Origin of the sequence: Paraburkholderia silviterrae (genome assembly GCF_004353915.1) — a bacterium.
Taxonomy (GTDB): Bacteria; Pseudomonadota; Gammaproteobacteria; order Burkholderiales; family Burkholderiaceae; genus Paraburkholderia; species Paraburkholderia silviterrae.
Genome location: NZ_SMRP01000042.1, coordinates 1 through 17,439, shown reverse-complemented (window position 1 = coordinate 17,439; position 17,439 = coordinate 1). Strand labels below are relative to the sequence as shown.

15 protein-coding genes are annotated in these 17,439 nt (G+C 67.1%); 2 read left to right on the top strand and 13 right to left on the bottom strand.

Features of this window, described 5'->3' with window-relative positions:
• Positions 1-7: 7 nt before the first annotated feature.
• The 12 genes from EYW47_RS37315 to EYW47_RS41190 all read right to left on the bottom strand — a co-directional run bounded on the left by EYW47_RS37315 (position 8) and on the right by EYW47_RS41190 (position 12,365).
• A complete protein-coding gene (locus tag EYW47_RS37315; RefSeq protein WP_133199821.1) occupies positions 8-2,941 on the bottom strand; it encodes a molybdopterin oxidoreductase family protein in 2,934 nt (977 codons plus the stop codon).
• 174 nt (positions 2,942-3,115) lie between these two features.
• The gene (locus EYW47_RS37310; protein ID WP_133199820.1) at positions 3,116-3,508 is read right to left on the bottom strand and encodes a carboxymuconolactone decarboxylase family protein; all 393 of its coding nucleotides are present in this window, start codon (positions 3,506-3,508) and stop codon (positions 3,116-3,118) included.
• 127 nt (positions 3,509-3,635) lie between these two features.
• On the bottom strand, positions 3,636-4,028 hold the full coding sequence (locus EYW47_RS37305) for a BON domain-containing protein (RefSeq protein ID WP_377785344.1): 393 nt from the start codon (positions 4,026-4,028) through the stop codon (positions 3,636-3,638).
• 30 nt (positions 4,029-4,058) lie between these two features.
• Complete coding sequence (locus EYW47_RS37300) at positions 4,059-5,183, bottom strand: porin (protein WP_133199819.1); 1,125 nt, start codon at positions 5,181-5,183, stop codon at positions 4,059-4,061.
• Positions 5,184-5,326: 143 nt separating this feature from the next.
• Entirely contained in the window at positions 5,327-6,637 is a 1,311-nt protein-coding gene (locus EYW47_RS37295; RefSeq protein ID WP_133199846.1) for an MFS transporter, read from the bottom strand.
• Positions 6,638-6,690: 53 nt separating this feature from the next.
• Entirely contained in the window at positions 6,691-7,428 is a 738-nt protein-coding gene (locus EYW47_RS37290; RefSeq protein WP_133199818.1) for an SDR family NAD(P)-dependent oxidoreductase, read from the bottom strand.
• 51 nt (positions 7,429-7,479) lie between these two features.
• Positions 7,480-8,328, bottom strand: coding sequence for an SDR family NAD(P)-dependent oxidoreductase (locus EYW47_RS37285; protein WP_133199817.1), 849 nt, complete (start codon positions 8,326-8,328; stop codon positions 7,480-7,482).
• Positions 8,329-8,406: 78 nt separating this feature from the next.
• Positions 8,407-9,057, bottom strand: coding sequence for an RBBP9/YdeN family alpha/beta hydrolase (locus tag EYW47_RS37280; RefSeq protein WP_133199816.1), 651 nt, complete (start codon positions 9,055-9,057; stop codon positions 8,407-8,409).
• 5 nt (positions 9,058-9,062) lie between these two features.
• The gene (locus EYW47_RS37275) at positions 9,063-10,118 is read right to left on the bottom strand and encodes a beta-keto acid cleavage family enzyme (protein ID WP_133199815.1); all 1,056 of its coding nucleotides are present in this window, start codon (positions 10,116-10,118) and stop codon (positions 9,063-9,065) included.
• 47 nt (positions 10,119-10,165) lie between these two features.
• Positions 10,166-11,014: a TauD/TfdA dioxygenase family protein gene (locus EYW47_RS37270; protein WP_133199814.1), complete on the bottom strand. Its 849-nt coding sequence runs from the start codon at positions 11,012-11,014 to the stop codon at positions 10,166-10,168.
• Positions 11,015-11,024: 10 nt separating this feature from the next.
• The gene (locus EYW47_RS37265) at positions 11,025-12,005 is read right to left on the bottom strand and encodes a quinone oxidoreductase family protein (RefSeq protein WP_133199813.1); all 981 of its coding nucleotides are present in this window, start codon (positions 12,003-12,005) and stop codon (positions 11,025-11,027) included.
• A 210-nt stretch (positions 12,006-12,215) separates the two neighbouring features.
• Positions 12,216-12,365 (bottom strand): hypothetical protein, encoded by a 150-nt coding sequence (locus EYW47_RS41190; RefSeq protein ID WP_165976786.1) that lies wholly within the window; start codon positions 12,363-12,365, stop codon positions 12,216-12,218.
• A 3-nt stretch (positions 12,366-12,368) separates the two neighbouring features.
• On the opposite strand from EYW47_RS41190, the gene EYW47_RS37260 reads away from it, so the two are divergent.
• On the top strand, positions 12,369-15,077 hold the full coding sequence (locus EYW47_RS37260) for a winged helix-turn-helix domain-containing protein (protein ID WP_133199812.1): 2,709 nt from the start codon (positions 12,369-12,371) through the stop codon (positions 15,075-15,077).
• 105 nt (positions 15,078-15,182) lie between these two features.
• Here EYW47_RS37260 and EYW47_RS37255 read toward each other — a convergent pair whose 3' ends face one another.
• Positions 15,183-16,025 (bottom strand): TauD/TfdA dioxygenase family protein, encoded by an 843-nt coding sequence (locus EYW47_RS37255; RefSeq protein WP_133199811.1) that lies wholly within the window; start codon positions 16,023-16,025, stop codon positions 15,183-15,185.
• A gap of 260 nt (positions 16,026-16,285) precedes the next feature.
• Between EYW47_RS37255 and EYW47_RS37250 the strand changes: the two genes are divergently transcribed.
• Positions 16,286-17,317 carry an AraC family transcriptional regulator gene (locus EYW47_RS37250; protein WP_133199810.1) on the top strand — a complete coding sequence of 344 codons (1,032 nt, stop codon included), beginning with the start codon at positions 16,286-16,288 and terminating at the stop codon, positions 17,315-17,317.
• Positions 17,318-17,439: the final 122 nt, after the last annotated feature.

Below are 17,439 nucleotides of genomic sequence, written 5' to 3'. Positions count from 1 at the left end.
CCTTGCTTCAATTGTCTTGTGTGGCTTTGCGCAGGCGACGCGCGAATTCGCCGCGTCCCGCGAAATACGTCTGCACGACGCGCTGGAGCATTCCGCCCACTCCCGTGCCGGTCACGCCGGGCAAGGCCTGCATGGGCGCGAACTGCGGCAGCGTGTGATCGGCATCGTGCTCGGCGGGATAGATGCGCACGCGCACGTCGTACCACGCGGCCTGCCCCGTGATGGGATCGGAATTCGATACCCGCCCACTGCGTTGCGCGTCGGGAATCTCGTCCGAGATCAGGTGGTTGAGCAGGAAGCCGCGCTGCGATTCGTTCGCGTCCGGGCCGAGGTTCCACGCACCCGCCGCCTTGCCGATCGCATTCCACGTCCACACCGTGCCCGGCTCCACCGCTTCGCTGTAGCGCGCCATGCAACGCACCTTGCCCCATTGCGATTCCACGTAGATCCACCCGCCGTCCTCGATGCCCTGCGCGGCGGCCGTGCCCGGATTCATGTATAGATAGTTCTCCCCATGAATCTGGCGCAACCATGCGTTCTGCGAATCCCACGAGTGGTACATCGCCATCGGGCGCTGCGTGAGCGCTGCGAGCGGGTACTTCGCGTGATCCGTTGCCGCGTGCTCGAGCGGCGCATGGTAGAACGGCAGCGGATCGAAATACTGCTCCACGCGTGCGCGCAAATGATCCGGCGGCTGGCGCCCTTTTGTCTTGCCCTGGGCGGCGAGGCGGAACTTCTGCATCACGTCCGAATAGAGCGCGATGACGATAGGCTCATTGAACTTGCGAAAGCCCTTTTCGACCGCGAAGTCCAGATACGGCCCGTTGCAGTTGCGCATGTATTGCAAGGTCTCGGGCAGCGTGTAGTGGTAGACGCAATTGTTCTTCGCGTATTCCTCCCACTGCCGCGGATTGGGCTCGCCCACCAGCGCGTCCTTGCCGTCCTTGCCGCGCCAGCCGATCAGGAAGCCCACGCCGGAGCCCGGCGCCGTCTGGTGATTGACGATGAAGTCGGGATAGTCGCGATACTTGCGCCCGCCCTCCGGTGTGGTGAATGCCGGGAGCTTCAGGCGTCCCGCGAGCTCGACCAGCACTTCCTGGAAGGGCTTGCACTCACCCGTGGGCGGCACGACGGGCACGCGCACGGAATCCACGGGGCCGTCGAACTCCGAGATCGGGCGGTCGAGCATCGACATCGCGTCGTAGCGCTCGAGGTAGGTCGTATCGGGCAGAATCAGGTCGGCGAAGGCCGTCATCTCCGACTGGAACGCATCGCACACGACGATGAACGGGATCTTGTATTCGCCGTTCTCGTGCTTGTCCGCCAGCATCTTGCGGACCTCCACGGTATTCATCGACGAATTCCACGCCATGTTCGCCATGAAGATCAGCAGCGTGTCGATCGGGTACGGGTCGCCGCGCCACGCGTTCGTGATCACGCTGTGCATCAGGCCGTGCACGGCGAGCGGATACTCCCACGAGAACGCCTTGTCGATGCGCACCGGGCCACCGTTTTCGTCGATGAACAGGTCCTCGGGTGCAGCCGGCCAACCGAGCGGACCGTTGGCGAGCGGCGTATTCGGCTTGACGTCTTCGGGCTTGTTGGGCGGTTTCGCCGATGGCGGCACCGCGCGAGGATACGGCGACTTGTGGCGGAAGCCGCCCGGCCGGTCGATCGTGCCCATCAGCGACATCAGCACGGCCAACGCGCGGATCGACTGAAATCCGTTCGAATGCGCCGCGAGGCCGCGCATCGCGTGAAACGCGATCGGCACGCCCGTGACGGTTTCGTGTGTTTCGCCCCAGGCGTCGGTCCAGCGGATCGGCAGCGTGATCTTCTGGTCGCGCGCCACCTCGGCCATTTCGCGCGCGAGCCTGCGGATCGTGTCGGCGGGAATGCCGGTGATTTCCGCAGCCCATTCCGGCGTGCAGTCGGCCATGCGCTCGCGCAACAGCGTGAACGAAGGCGCCACGGTCGTGCCGTCCTCTAGCGTGTAGCGCCCTTCCAGCGCCGGCCGCGCGCCCGGCGTGTGATGCGGCACGGCGCGCTGCGTTTCGAGGTCCCACCACATATGGTTCTGCGGAAAGAGCGCGTTGCGCTCCTCCACGCCGGGGTCGCGAACGAAGAGGCCATACGCGTCGCTTTCCGCGCGCACGTCGAGCAGTTCCGCGCCGTTCGTGTAGCGCGCGACGAACTCGTGGTCGTAGGCCCCGCTTTCGATCAGCTCGCGCATCAGCGCCATGAAAAGCGCGCCGTCCGTGCCGGGACGGATGGGCACCCATTCGTCGGCAATGGCCGCGTAGCCGGTGCGCACCGGATTGATGGCGATAAAGCGGCCGCCCACGCGCTTGAACTTCGAAAGCGCAATCTTCAGCGGATTCGAGTGATGGTCCTCCGCCGTGCCGATCATGAAGAACAGCTTCGCGCGGTCGAGGTCGGGGCCGCCGAACTCCCAGAACGAGCCGCCCATCGTGTAGATCATGCCGGCCGCCATGTTCGCCGAGCAGAATCCGCCATGCGCCGCATAATTAGGCGTGCCGAACTGTTTGGCGAAGAGGCCGGTCAGGGCCTGCATCTGGTCGCGCCCTGTGAAGAGCGCGAACTTCTTGGGGTCGGTAGCGCGCAGGTGGGAGAGGCGCTTCTCCAGCACGTCGAACGCCACGTCCCACGATACCGGCTCGAATTGCGCGGTGCCGCGCTCCGCGTCGCGCTTGCGCATGAGCGGCTGCGTGAGGCGCGCGGGCGAATACTGCTTCATGATGCCCGACGAGCCTTTCGCGCAGATCACCCCCTGGTTGAGCGGGTGCTCCGGATTGCCGTCGATGTAGCGAACCTCGCCGTCGCGCAGATGAACGCGAATACCGCATCGGCAGGCGCACATGTAGCAGGTCGTGGTCTTGACTTCGAGCTGCTCATTCTGGGTGCGGGCCTTGTGCTCCATCGTTCCTCCCGGTCCGCCTGCGATGAGGGCGGCATATGTGTGAATGCCCTCTCATCGTATAAACCCAGTGAACATAATAAAAGTCGTGATTCGCGATCTGTTCTATCGGCTGGCCTTATGGTTGACGGTTTGGCCCGCTTTGAGGCTGCCATCCGGCCCCGGGTTGAGCCCTGCCTACGCCCCGCGAGGCCGCTGGCCGCGCCGTTCGAGCTCTTCGAGCAGGATCGGCGCGCCGAGGCTCATGCTATGGATGCCGAGCGTCACCACGCCCTGCAGCACCGCAACAATTTCCTCGGGCGTCGCGCCCAGATCGAGCGCGCGCCGAATATGCCGGCGCACGCCCGGCGCGTACATGTGCGTGCACGCGGCATTGACCGCGATGGAGAGGAACTCGATCGTCTTGGGGTCGAGCACCTCGTGCGGCACGACGGCCAGCGCCATGAACTTCTCGGTCCATGCCGCGTCGAGCTGGGCGAAGGGATCCCAAAGCGGGTTCCAGGCGCCGCGCTCGCGCATCGTGTCGCAAACCGGCGTGGATGAGGCCTGGGATTGGGTGTCTGTCGTCATGCGGATGTCCTCGTTCGGGCGTGGGTACACCGGCGCGCACGCGCGCGCCGGTTCTTCGTCTGGAGAAACGCTCTGCTGGGTCGCCGACCTGCTGGCCTACCCCCTACTCGCCTATTCCCCTATTCCCTTATTCGCCAATAGGCCGCTGCACCGAAAGCCGGTTGGTCACCGATTTCACGCCGGGCACGGTCTTCGCGATGGCGGCCACGGTGTCTATCTGGGAGGCGTCCGTGACCGTGCCGTTGAGCGTCACGGCGCCGTCCCGCGCCACGATGCTGATGCTCCCGGCCTCGATCTCCTTGTGCTTCGCCAGCGCCGCATACACCTTGCGGCTCAGCGCGCGGTTGGCCTTTCTCACCTCTTTCGGCGTGGATGCAGCGGGTGCTCCAGGTGCGGCGGGCGCCGCCGATGCGCCCGCCGTCTCGCTACCCTGTGCCCAGACGCCCACTGGCGCGCTTGCCAGCATCGCAGCGACCGAGGCAGCCACACCCATACGCAGGAATCCTTTTTTATTCATCATGGAAACGCTCCGGTTAGCCGAACAGCGAGATCAGAAGGTATGGCGGATGCCGAGCATCGCCGCAGTGGTCGAAACGCCGGGCGCGACGGGCTCGCCGTAGGTGATCGTCTGGTTCATCGTGCCGTGGTTCGCAACGTAGCCCACTTGCGCATAAACCAGGGTTCGCTTGGACAAGCCGTATTCCGCCCCGAGCGCGTATTCGCTCGAATGGTTCGCCGAGTTGTTGCGGTCCTTCAGATAATAGAAGCCCGAGGTGATCTTGAAGAAGGGCGTGAACTGGTAGCCCAGGCCGCCCGAAATCATCTCGTAGTCGGAGTGGCCCGCGTTCGACGGATTCTTGCCAATGCCATAGGAAGTCGATACCGAAAGCGAGTGGAACGTGTATTTCGCGCCCAGATAGTAGAAGCGGTTATTGTCGAGCCCGGTGGCCGGCGTGGTGGCCGGCAGGTTCGTATCGTGGGCGTTGTAGTAGACCGCGGCAAGGTTCAGGCCATAGTTCGAATACCTGAGCACCGCCGACTCGCGCGTGCCGCCCTGGATTTGCCCGGGCACGCCGCCCGGCGCATATTCGAGCCCAAGCGAAGCGCCGTAGAACTTCGGCGACTGATAGACGATCGCATTGCTGTCGTACAGCGCGCCAATCGGCACGTTCGTGTTGGTGCCGCCCCACCCTCCCGCCTGATTCAGCCCGAGCCACGCGCTCAAGATGCTGCCGAAGTACTGCGCGGCGCGCACGTCGGTGTCCGCCATCGCGTAGATCATGGGCGTGTACTGCCGCCCCGCGTCGATCGAGCCGAACGGCCCCGAAACACCAATGGTCGTCTGCTGGTTGAAGATGGCCGTGCCGCCGGTCGTGTCCGCGAGGCCGAGCTTGCCGCTGCCGCTGTTGAACACGCCTTGCAGCCGGAAATTGACCTTGTAGCCGCCGCCGATGTCCTCGGTGCCCTTGATGCCCCAGAAGCTGGCATAGATGCCCGCGTCCTTCAACGCGAAGACGTGGCCGAGATTCTTCGCGTTCGACGCGAACGATGTCGCGCCCGTGCTCTGATAGAACAGACCCGTATCGATGGCGCCGAACAGCGTCACCGACGATTGCGCGTGCGCCGCGCCAGCCATGACCGCGAGTACGGCCACGACGCTCAACTTCCGTTTCATGCTGTCTCCTCCAAACTATTGTCAAGGCCGCCTGTTTCTTTTGGGCCCGCTGTCTTCCTTCTATTCAACGGCTCGTTGGCTTTTTTTGTTGTTGTCTTGTTGTGGTTCGCTACTTCGATTGCTGCTGCTTTTTTCTGTCGTGCTCATGCCTCGCGCTGCGGCGCCGCGATGCGTGCGAGGTCGTCCCCGTAGCGGCGCTTGCCGAGCATAAACAGCAGCGCCGAGCCGATCGCCGCGAACGGGATCCATTCCAGCGCCACGTGCAGCCCCATGCGGTCGGCGATCATGCCCGCGATGACCGGGCCCGCTGCAAGACCCAGCAGGTTATTGGCGAGCGCCCAGAGCGCCATGGCCGTCGCGTGAATCGAGGGCGGCGTGAGTTCGGCCACCAGTGCGCCGGTCGGGCCGCACACGCCCGAGGCGAGGAACATGCCGATGCCGATCAGCACGAGTTGCAACGGCCCCGGCGGCAGGTGGAACGCCGTGGCCATCGCCACGCCCACCAGCGCGCAATAGGTCACCGCCATCGTCCACTTGCGGGCCGGGTTGCGGCGGCTGATGCGGTCGGTCAGTACCCCGCACGTGATCATGCCGATACCCGAGGTGAGCACGAAGGCAGCGGCCAGCACGCTCGCATGGTCGAGCCGCATCGCATAGGCGCGCACGAGATAGCTCGGCAGCCACGCGAACATTGCGCCGGGCAGGATCAGTTGCACGCCGCAGCCCAGATACGCGAAGACGACCGATTTCGAGGCGAACAGCGCTTGCGCGAGTCCACGCGGCGTGAAGCGGGTCCGCGCGGCGCGCGAGACGCCGCCGGCCGCAAGCGCGCGCTCGGGCGCGAGGCGCCGCTCGGTCACCACGAGGCGATAGATCACGGCGAGCACGAGGCCGAACACCGCCATCGTGGCGAACGACCAGCGCCAGCCGAAATGCGCGGCCACGATGCCGCTCAACGCCATCCCCAGCATGGAGCCGAAAGCGCCGCCCGCGAGGAACGAGCCCGAGAGCGTGGCGCGCAGGTGCACGGGAAAGACGCTAAGCACGACCGCGAGGCCGACGCTCCCGTATGCGGCCTCGCCCACGCCCACGAAGAAGCGCGCCGCGAACATCTGCCCATAGTTCGCCGAGACCGCGCAGGCAAGCGTGGCGAAGCTCCACAGCACGGCCATGAGGACGAGGCTTCTCACCCGGCCCCAGCGGTCCGCAAGAATCGAGAGCGGGAAGGTGAGCAGACCCACCATCACCGACACCACACTGCTCAGCGATCCTAACTGTGTGTCGGTGAGCAGCCATTCGGCCTTGAGCAGCGGAAAGACGGCATTGAGCACCTGGCGCGACATGTAGTCGGCAAGCAGCAGGCCGAAGGTCAGTGCGAAGACACTCCAGGCATAGGCCCTGGATACGGACGGTGCGCCCGCGGGGGCGTCTCCCAGCGCGGCGGTCACATGCATTCCCACTTTTGTCTCCTTGGATATTTATCGATGCGGTCTAGCCGCCAGACGCATCACGCGTCGCGGCGCATCAGGCTGAAGCTCTGCGCGGTTGGCCCCGGCTCGGGCTGCGCGGCAAGAAACACCGCAAGCGGCGCGACGTCTTCGGGGGACTTTACCCATTCCCCTTCGAAGGTGTTGCGCGCCAGCAGGTCGCCGGTCATCTCGGTTACCACCGGGCCCGGAATCAGTTGATTGACGCTGATGTTGTGCGGCGCCAGTTCCTGGGCCAGCACGCGCGTGAGCATCCAGAGTCCGGCCTTCGAGCAAGCGTAGTCGGAAACGCCGGCCCTGCCACGCTGCCCGTGACCGGACCCTATCGCGATGATCTTGCCGGCACCGCGCCGCTTGAGCGCGGGCAGCGCGGCCTTCGCGCAGTGGTAGGCGCCCATGAGGTTCACCTCGATGGTCGCGCGCCACGTTTGCGGGTCGCTCGCCTCGACCGTCTGCTGGCCGCCGCCCACGCCCGCATTCATCACGACGATGTCGAGCCCGCCGAACGCCTGCTCGGCTTCGCCCACCATGCGCTCGACGCTCGCGAAGTCGGTCACGTCCGTGGCAACGGCCAGCGCGCGGCCGCCCTCGGCTGCGATCTGCGCGGCCGTCTCCTGCACCTGCCCCAGCGAGCGCGCCGCGCAGCACACCGCCGCGCCCTGCCGCGCATAGGCGAGCGCAATGGCCCGGCCGATTCCTCTGCCCGCGCCGGTCACGATGGCGACCTTGCCGCGCAACTGCGGTTCTTGCGTCTGCATTGTTGTCTCCGAATGTGTATTTTTTGTTTGATGCTGTGGTGGGCGCGGGCGTCAGCCCGATCTTGCCTGGGCTTGGGCCTGGGTCTGCGCCTGGGCCTGCGTTTCGCTCACTCGCTTGCGCAGCACCGCGCGCAAGTCCTCGCCGTATCCCGTGAGCGCGCCACCGTCGACGGCGAGCAATTGCCCCGTGATGAGATCGGCGCGCTCGCTCGCGAGAAAGCACACCGCTTCGCCGATGTCTTCCGGCGCGCAGAAGCGTCCGAGCGGCACGACGCGCTCGACGATCGCCGCGCGCCGCTCGGGCGTGGCGTAGGTCTCGATGGCGGGGGTGAGGATGCCGCCGGGGCAGACGGCATTGACGTTGATGCGCAGGTCCGCGAGCTCCCACGCGAGATGGCGCGTGAGCCCCGTGACCGCATGCTTCGAAGCGGTGTACTCGACGCTGCTGAAGAACGCCATGCGCATGCCCGCGATCGAATCGATGTTGACGATCTTGCCCTTGCCGCGCGCCGTCATGGCCGGCAGCACCGCCTGGCAGCAGAACAGAATGCCTTTGGCGTTCACGTCCATCACGCGGTCCCAGTTTTCCTCGGTGACGTCGCGCATGAACGAAGCCGTGCCGCCCACGCCCGCGTTGTTCACGAGGATATCGATGGCGCCAAACGCCTCTTGCGTTTGCTCGGCCATGGCTTGCGCATCGGCCTTCTTCGAGACGTCCGCGCGAATCGCGAGCGCGTGTGCGCCGGACGCGACGAGCGCCGCCGCCACCTGCTGCGCGGCGTCGAAGTCGCGGTCCACGACCGCGATGCGTGCGCCCTCGCGCGCCATGACGCGCGCGATGCCAACGCCTGCGCCACGGCCAGCGCCGGTGACGATTGCTGCCTTTCCTTCCAGCTCCATCGCGTTCTCCTCGCGAAAGTGCAGCGGGTCCGGCGTCCGCTCACGCGCCTTGAAGCGAGGCGCGTGAGCGGGCGGGGGTCAGGCGCGGCGCGACGCGTCCAGCGCGTCTTGCGGCTCGCCTTGTCGGGATGCATCGTTTGCCATGCCGCGCGCCTGCGCGCGCCGCACGAGCGCGGCGATCAGGTCGTCGGCGCCGGGCCATTCGCCGAACCCGCTGGCCGGATTCAGATGGCCGACGTTGCCGAGATCGACCACCTCGCTGCGCCACACGCGCGCGAGTTCGAGCACGCGTTCGTAGCGGGCGAGCGGATCGTCGCGGCTCGCTGCGACGATCGAGGCGAACGGCAGCGGTGCGCGCGGCACCGGCAGCCATCCGCTCGCGTCGAGCGCTTCGAGTGTCGGATAGCCGTCGGGCATCGGCACTTCGAAGTCCGGCGGCGCCGCCAGCAGCGCACCGGCAATCGCACGCGGATAGCGCTGCGCCCAGTGCGCGACCATCACGCAGCCGCCGCTGTGCGCCACGATGATCACGGGCGTCTCGATGCGCGCGACCACGGCTTCGATCGCCTCGACGCGCGCCGCGCAATCGAGATCGTCGCGGCCCATGGGCGGCACGGCGGCCACCGGCCGGTTCTGCGCGCGCAAGCGCGCTTCGAGCAGCGTCTGCCAGTGCTGCGCGACGTGGTCGCGCAGCCCCGGAACGATGACGATGGTGGGTTCCTGGCGCATGATGCTCACGCCGCCGACTTCACGAGACCCAGGCCCGCCGGCTTGCGGTTCGGCAGATAGCCGCAGGCGGCCAGCGTTTCATCGGCGTCCTTGTAGAACGTGCCGATGCGGTAGATCTCGCGCGCCTCCTTGCCCGAGGCGACTTCGCGCCCGAGCTCGTGCGCCACGCGCACGCACTGCTCGATCTGCTCCACCGAGGTCATGCGCTGGCCATGCTGACCGATGATCGTGTCCTCGATGCCGCAGCGCGGATGCAGGCCCATCGACATCGCCATCATGTTGAACGGCAGCACGTTCTTGAGCAGCGACTCCGCCGTGAGCGTGCAGCCCTGGGGCGCGCGATGCACGAAGTTGAAGAAGTTGAACGGGTTCGGGCCGTCGAAGCCGCCGCCGATGCCGATCCACGTGAGGTTCAGCGGCCCGCGGTAGACGCCCTTGCGCACGAGGCGTTCGAGCGTTTCCAGCGCGTGGATGCCCGTCAGCTGGAAATGCGGCTGGATGCCCGAGGCCTGGAGGCGGCGCAGATGCTCTTCCAGCCACTGCGGCCCGGCGGGCACCGTCATTTCGCTGTAGGCCGCCTGAAGCGCCGGGTTCGCGAGCGAGGTGCCCTCCAGATACTCGGGGTAGAGCAGCTCCATGATGTTCATCTGCGTGGTGTTGATCGCCACGGTCACCTGGTCGGGCTTCGGCTCGAGCTCCGCGAGCATGTGGCGCGTGTCGTCCGAGAGCCACTTCGCGGCCTGGCCGTCGTCTTCCGGCGCGAACGAGATCGAGCCGCCCACCTGGATGATCATGTCGGGCACCGCCGCGCGCACGCCCGCAATCAGTTCGTTGAACTTGGAGAGGCGCTTGGAGCCCTTACCGTCCAGCTCACGCACGTGCAGATGCAGCACTGTCGCGCCCGCGTTGTAGCAGTCCACGGCCTTTTGCACCTGCTCGTCCATGGTGACGGGAATGTCCTCGGGGAAGTCCTCCGGCATCCACTCCGGGCCATACGGCGCAACCGTGATGACCACCTTCTCCATGTTCTCCGGGTGCAGCGAATCGTCGAAAAATTGCATGTCTTCCTCCAGTGTCGGGTTCTTGTCTCGGGTAGCGGCCAATCAGATCAATACGGCACGTCGCCGATGATCCCCGCGCGCTCCATCTTGCGGTGGCACGGCGGGTAGTCCATGACCGCGTAGTGCTGCGTGCTGCGGTTGTCCCAGATCGCCACGCTGTCCGGCCGCCAGCGCCAGCGCACCTGGTACTCGGGGATGTACGCCTGGCTGATGAGGTACTGCAGCAGTTGCGCGGCGCCCGGATTGCCGTCCTGGCCGTAGCGCACGCGCGCCGGCGTGTGATAGTTCACGAAGTGCGTGGTGAAGCCGTTCACGAACAGCACCTTTTTGCCCGTCTCCGGGTGCGTGCGCACCACCGGATGCTCGGCGTCCGGGTACTGCGCCTTCAGCGCGAGGCGCTTCTCGATCGGCATGACCGCGCCGAAGCTCGCCTGGATGCTGTGGCTCCCGCGCAGGTCCGCGATCTCGTCCTTCACGTGCTGCGGCAGGTTCTCGTAGGCGAGCACCATGTTGGCCCACATGGTGTCGCCGCCCACCGGCGGGCATTCCACGCAGCGCAGCACCGCGCCCATCGGCGGCGCGGCACGCCAGGTGGCGTCGGTGTGCCACGAGTTCTCGTAGCGGTCGTTCGGCTGCTCGGGCGTCTTGTAGATCTGCACGAGGCCCGGATGCTCGGGATGGCTGCCCGCCACCGGATGACCCTCGAGTTCTCCAAAACGACGGGCGAAGGCCACGTGCTCGGCGCGCGTGATCTTCTGGTCGCGCAGGAACAGCACCTTGTGCTCGAGCAGCGCCGCCTTGATCGCTGCGAACAAGCCATCGTCGTGCACCGCATCGCCCAGATGCACATCCACCAGTTCCGCGCCGATGGCGCAGGTCAGTTGCTCGACTCTCATGATGGCGGCCTCAGATCGTGAAGACGGACGAGCCCGTCGTCCTGCGCGCTTCGATGTCGTGGTGCGCCTGCACGGCGTCCTGCAGCGCGTAGCGCTGGTTGATCTCGATCTTGATGCGCCCCGCCGCGACGTGGCCGAAGATCTCCTCGGCGAGCGCGGCCTTCTCCGCGGGATCGGCGATATAGTCGGCCAGCGCGGGGCGCGTGATGTAGAGCGAGCCCTTCATCGCGAGGATCTGCGGCTCGAACGCGGGCGGCTTGCCCGAGGCCGTGCCCACGCACACGAGCAGGCCGCGGCGCTTGAGCGAATCGAGCGACGCCATGAAGGTGTCCTGGCCGACGCTGTCGTAGACCACCGAAACGCCCACGCCATCGGTCAGCTCGCGCACGCGCTTCGCGACATCTTCGCTGCGGTAGAGGATCACGTGATCGCAACCGTGAGCGCGCGCGATGGCCGCCTTCTCCTCGGTCGACACCGTGCCGATCACCTTCAGCCCGAGCAGCTTCGCCCATTGGCAAACGATCAGGCCCACGCCGCCCGCCGCAGCGTGCACGAGGATCGTCTCGCCGGCTTGCAGCGGCCAGATGCGGCGCATGAGGTAGGCCGAGGTCAGGCCGCGCATCGTCATGGCCGCCGCCGTTTCGCAGGCGATGGCGTCGGGCAGCTTGATGAGCGGCGCCGCCGGAATCAGCCGCTCGGTGCTGTAGGCGCCCAGCGTGTTCACGAAGCCGGTGTAGGTGACGCGGTCGCCCGGCGCGACGTTGGTCACGCCCGCGCCCACCGCCTCCACCACGCCCGCCGCCTCCACGCCCATGCCCGCAGGCAGCGGCACCGGATAGAGGCCGGAGCGGAAATACGTGTCCGCGAAATTCAGGCCGACCGCTTCGTGGCGCAGCCGCACCTCGCCCGGACCGGGCGCGCCCACGTCCACTTCTTCCCAGCGCATCACTTCCGGCGCACCGGTCTCGTGGAACCTGATCGCATGTGCCATCTTCTGTCTCCTTGTTGTTCCTGCTGCTGCTTGAGCTGTCGATATCCCGCGGCGGCGCTCGTGTCGCTGCCCATGCGGCCCAATCCAGCGGGACACCGTGTCTGAATTCATCGTAGGACGGGGTTGCGCGCCGCGCGCCCTCCTTGCAGGAGGGGGAGCCCGGCACCCACCCAACACAGACGCGATTCTTACCCGGCTGCGACCCAATTGTCAGGAAAGCGGCTGCCGTGCATATAATCGTCCGATCGATACCCCGAGCCGCACGGCCTTGCCATGCGGCGCGGCCATGCGCGGCGCAGCCGGCACGCGCCTCCAGATCACCTCGCCGGCACGCCGGCCCCACGGCTTATTTCGATTCATCAGATGACCTCCGCGAACCGCGGCGCACAGCCCGCGTTTTCCGAACTCACGCTCAAGACCACGCCGCCGCGCGCGCCGCGCCACCTGCTCGCGCGCGAGCGCCTGAATCTCGCCAGCGAGCCCTTGCGCAATCAGAGCGCGATCGTCGTCCAGGCGCCGCCCGGCTTCGGCAAGACGCTGCTGCTCGCGCAATGGCGGCGCGAGCATCTCGCGCACGGCGCCGCCGTCGCCTGGGTGTCGGCCGATGCGCACGACGACCCGCAACGCTTCTTGCACAGCCTCGTGCTCGCCGTGCGCGTGGGCGGCGCTCGCCCCGAGTTCGGGCGCACGCTGCTCGAAAGCAGCTTCGCCGCGCCCGGCGACACCGAGGGCCTGACCGGCTGGCTCGCCGAGGTCTCGCAATCGGCGCTCGATCTCGTGCTCATCGTCGACGAAGCCGAGCGGCTCTCGCCGGTGGGCAGCGCGGCGCTGCTCTATCTGCTGCACAACGCACCCGCGAACCTGCGCATTGTCGTGGCCGCGCGCAGCGGCTTCGAGACCGCCGTCGACGACCTGAGCGCGTACGGCCAGTGCGTCTGCCTCGGGCCCGAAGCGCTGCGCTTTCGCCTTGATGAAACGCTGGCGCTCGTGCGCCGGCGCTTCGGCGACCGCGTGGACACCGACAGTTGCGCGCGCCTGCACGAGCTCACCGACGGCTGGCCGCTTGGCCTGCAGCTCGCGCTTGCCGCGATGGAAAAGAGCGGCGACCCGCGCGGAGTCATCGACGCGATGTCGGGGCAGCCGGGCCAGCAAGGCGAGCATCTGGTGAGCAGCCTGCTCGCGCGGCTCGCGCCCGAAGATGTCGCGTTCCTCACGCGCCTCGCGCTCGTCGACATGCTGCATCCCGACCTGTGCCGCGCGCTGCTCGACGATCCGCAGGCCCCGGCTCAACTCGCGCGGCTCATGCGCGACACGCCCATCTTCATGATCAGCGACGGCAGCGACTGGTGCCGCCTGCACACGCTCGCCCGCGCGGCGCTGGGCGCGCGTCTGGCCGAGCTTGCGCCCGGCGAGCTCGCCGCCCTGCACCGGCGCGCGATGCACTGGCTCGCCGCGCACGGGATCCATGAAGAAGCGGCACGCCACGCGCATGCGGCGGGCGAGCGCGACGTGGCGTTCGAACTGGCCGGCCGCTCGCTCTATGGCGCGGTCATGCAGGGGCGCCTCACTGCCGCGCTCGAATGGCTCGAGCTGCTGCCCGAGGACGAGCTCGACCGGCAGCCGGACCTGCGCCTCGCCGCCGCCTGGGCGCTCGCGCTCAGCGAGCGCCACGCAGAGGCCGGCAGGCTCGTCGCGCCGATGGCCGAGGCGCCCGATTGCACGCCCGAGCGGCGCTACGAATGCGCGCTCATCCTGAGCGTGGCGGCGTACTACGCCGACGAGCCCGACCGCTTCCTCGCGCTCCTCGCGCCGTGGCGCGAGCCGCCTCCGCTCGCTGAGCCGCGTCGGCTCCAGACGCACGCAAACCGCCTCGCAATGGCCGCGCTGCTGCAGGGCGAGCCCGCCAACGCGCGCCGCCATCTGCAGCTCACGCCACGCGGCGAATTTGGCAAGGCGCACCGCTACGCCGCGCACTGGGGCGAATTCGTGATCGGCCTGAGCTACCTGAGCGAAGGCCAGGCCGTGCTCGCCGAGACCGTGCTGCGCCCCGCGCTGACGAGCGCCGAAGCCGAGCTGGGCCGCCGCCATCCGCTGCCCTGCATGCTCGCGGCCGTGCTGGCGGCCGCCCTGTTCGAGCGCAACGGCGTGGACGAAGCCGATGCGCTGCTCGCGAACCGGCTCGACGTGCTCGAGCGCGCCGGCTCTGCCGAGACTTCGCTGATCGCTTACTTGTGCGCCGCGCGCGTGGCGCAAGCCCAAGGCGTGGAGCGGCGCGCGCTCGACCTGCTCGAAGCCATGCACGCCGCCGGCATGGCGCGTGAGCTGCCACGTCTGTCCATCGCGAGCCTGGCGGAGCGCGTGCGCATCCACGCGGGCCACGGGCGCGCCGAAACATGCCGTGCATTGAGCGCGCAGCTCGACGCCCTGGTCGAGCAGTGCGCAGGATCGCACGGCCCGCTCTGGCGCCGCGATGTGGCGTGGCGCCAGGCGATGACCCATGCGTACACGGCGCTTGCCCAGCAGGACGGAGCCCGGGCGCTCGGGCAGCTTGCCCAGGCGCAGGCACTGGCCGACGAAATGAAGCTCGGTCGCGAGCGCATCGAGATCATGGGACTGCGCGCCCTCGCCAGCAAAGTCCATGGCGAAGACGGCCTGCCGCTGCTGCGCGAGGCGATCGGGCTGACCGCCACCTACGGCCTCGTGCGTGTTTTCGCCGATGCGCATCCCGCGCTGGCCGACTGGGTGCGCAGCCTGGCGGCGCAAGACGGCGGCAAGCAGGCCGCCATTACAACGGCCACGCCTGCGCGCACGGCCCAGGCCGCTGGGCAGCCCCGGCGCGCGCACGCTGCGCCACGCGCCGTGCCGAGCATGGTGCTCACCCCCAAGGAGCGCGAAGTGCTCGAATTGCTGGCCCGCAATCTCTCGAACAAGGAGATCGCGCAAGCAATCGGTGTGGGGGAAGTCACCGCCAAGTGGCATGTGAAGAACCTGTTCGGCAAGCTGAGCGCGAGCACCCGCAAGCATGCGGTGCTGCGCGCTCAACTACTGGGGTTGCTGGAAAACGGCGATTGAGGCGATGGCGCCAATCGAGCCGATGGCAGCGATGGCACCGATTGCGCGGATTCAGCCACGAGGCCGCGTGACGCAATCGGGCGCCATGAAGCGCAATCGCGCGGCTCAGAAAGGCCGGTCGCCGACGATAGCCGTGCGCTCCATCTTGCGCGGCGCGGGCCAGTAGTCCTGCACGGCATAGTGCTGGGTGCCGCGGTTGTCCCAGATGGCGACGCTATTGGGCGTCCAGCGAAAGCGCACCTGATACTCGGGAATGTAGGCCTGGCTGATGAGGTAATTGAGCAGATGGCTCGCGCCGGGCGTCTTGTCCTGCCCATAGCGGACGTTCTCCGGCGTATGAAAGTTCGCGAAGTGCGTGGCGAAGCTGTTCACGTAGAGGATTTTCTCGCCGGTCTCGGGGTGCGTGCGCACGACCGGATGCTCGACCATCGGATTCTCGGCTGCGAGCTTCGTTCTCGCTTCGAGCGTCATCGCGGCGCCGAACGAATGCTCGATGCTGTGCTTCGCGCGCAGTCCGCCGATGCGCTGCTTGATGTCCTCGGGCAAATGGCGATACGCGGCCGCCATGTCGACCCAGATCGTGTCGCCGCCCACCTCGGGGCATTCGATGCAACGCAGCACCGCGCCCATCGGCGGGCAGGGCCGCCACGAGCCGTCGGTGTGATAGCTGTTCTCGTAGTGCTCTTTCTTGTCGCTGCGATAGATCTGCACGAGGCCCGGATGCTCGGGGTCGCTGCCCGCGACCGGGTGATCCTCCAGATCGCCGAAGCGGCGCGCGAATGCCACGTGCTCGGCGCGCGTAATGTGCTGGTCGCGCAGGAACAGCACCTTGTGCGTGAGCAGCAGCGCCTTGATTTCGGCGAACAGCGCGTCGTCGCGCGCGACATCGCCGAGATGAACGCCCGACACTTCGGCGCCAATGGTACAGGTCAGTTGTTTGACTCGCATGGGCGGTCTCCTTTGAGTGGGTTTGCGTGCGCCCGATCTGCGTGATTTGCGTGACGGTGCCGGCATGAATGGCATTGTGTGAAATGCACGGCCCGCATGCTTGACTCTGCGCGCCACGACCTGACGCGCGACGACATGCGCACGCACTCATGGTTATTCCCCACAGACGAAGCGCCGTTGCAACGGTACGCTCGGCTACCGGCGCCTGCTCGTGCAATCGTCATCGAAGCAATCGTCCTTGCAGCCCTCCATGTGACCCCATGCCCATCCTTGTTCGAAGCGCGTCCCTCACCAAGTTTTCGGAGATTGCCGCCCACGCGGGCATCGATCCGGTGCGCGCGCTGCGTGAGGCGGGACTCGATCTGTCTTGCCTCACGACGCCGGACCTGCGCATTCCCGAGACGAGCCTTGCGCGCGTGTTCGAGGTGTCGCTGGCGGGCGGCGCCGGGCAGGCAGAGTGCCGCACACTTGGCGCGCGCATTGGCGAGGCATGGCGGCTCTCCGACTTCGGCTCGCTCAGCCTCTTGCTGCAACACCAGCCCACACTGCGCGAGGCGCTCGCGCGCATCGAGCTCTACCGGCATTTGTTGAGCGATTCGGTCTCGGTTCAGGTCGAGGAGATCGAGGACACCGCGGTGCTGCACGTCGCGCTTGTCACCGCGCGCCCGGATCCGGGGCCGGAGATCGTGGAATTGACAGTCGGCGCGGTGCTCAGTCTCGTGCGCGCCGTGCTCGGCGCCCAATACGCGCCGCGCGCCGTGCATTTCGCGCATGCGGCGCCCGAGCGCCTTCAGGTGCACCGGCGTTTCTTCGGATCGCGAATCGAATTCGAAAGCGAGTTCGACGGCATCGTGCTGGCGCACCGCGATCTCGATCGCGCGAACCCGCTTGCCGACAGCCATCTCGCGCGCTACGCACAAGAGCTGCTCGATCTGCAGCCGCGCTATAGCGAGACTTCGCTCGCCGACAACGTGCGACGGGCGATCCATCTCTTGTTGCCGCGCGGCGCGGGTGCGATCGAGCCCGTGAGCGCGCGCCTCGGACTCACGCCGCGCACGCTGCAGCGACAGCTCGAGCAACATGGCGAGAAGTTCTCGTTGCTGGTGAATGAAGTGCGTGCCTCGCTTGCAGTGCGGTATCTGGCGCAGCCGCGGCATGCGGTGTCCGATATTAGCGACCGGCTGGGGTTTTCCGAGCCCAGTGCGTTCTCGCGGTGGTTTAGTGGGGAATTTGGGCAGCCGCCCAGTCGCTGGCGTGCCGCGCAGCTTGAGCACCCGCGCGACGGGCACTGAGTGCGTGTTTTGATGGGGTGATTTCTCGGGTTTTGGTGGTGTTGGGGTGAGGGTTTTGGTTTTGTTGGCCTTTCCTTGTTTTCATGTCGGTATATTGGTGTTGCCCCTGTGCGGGGCGGCAC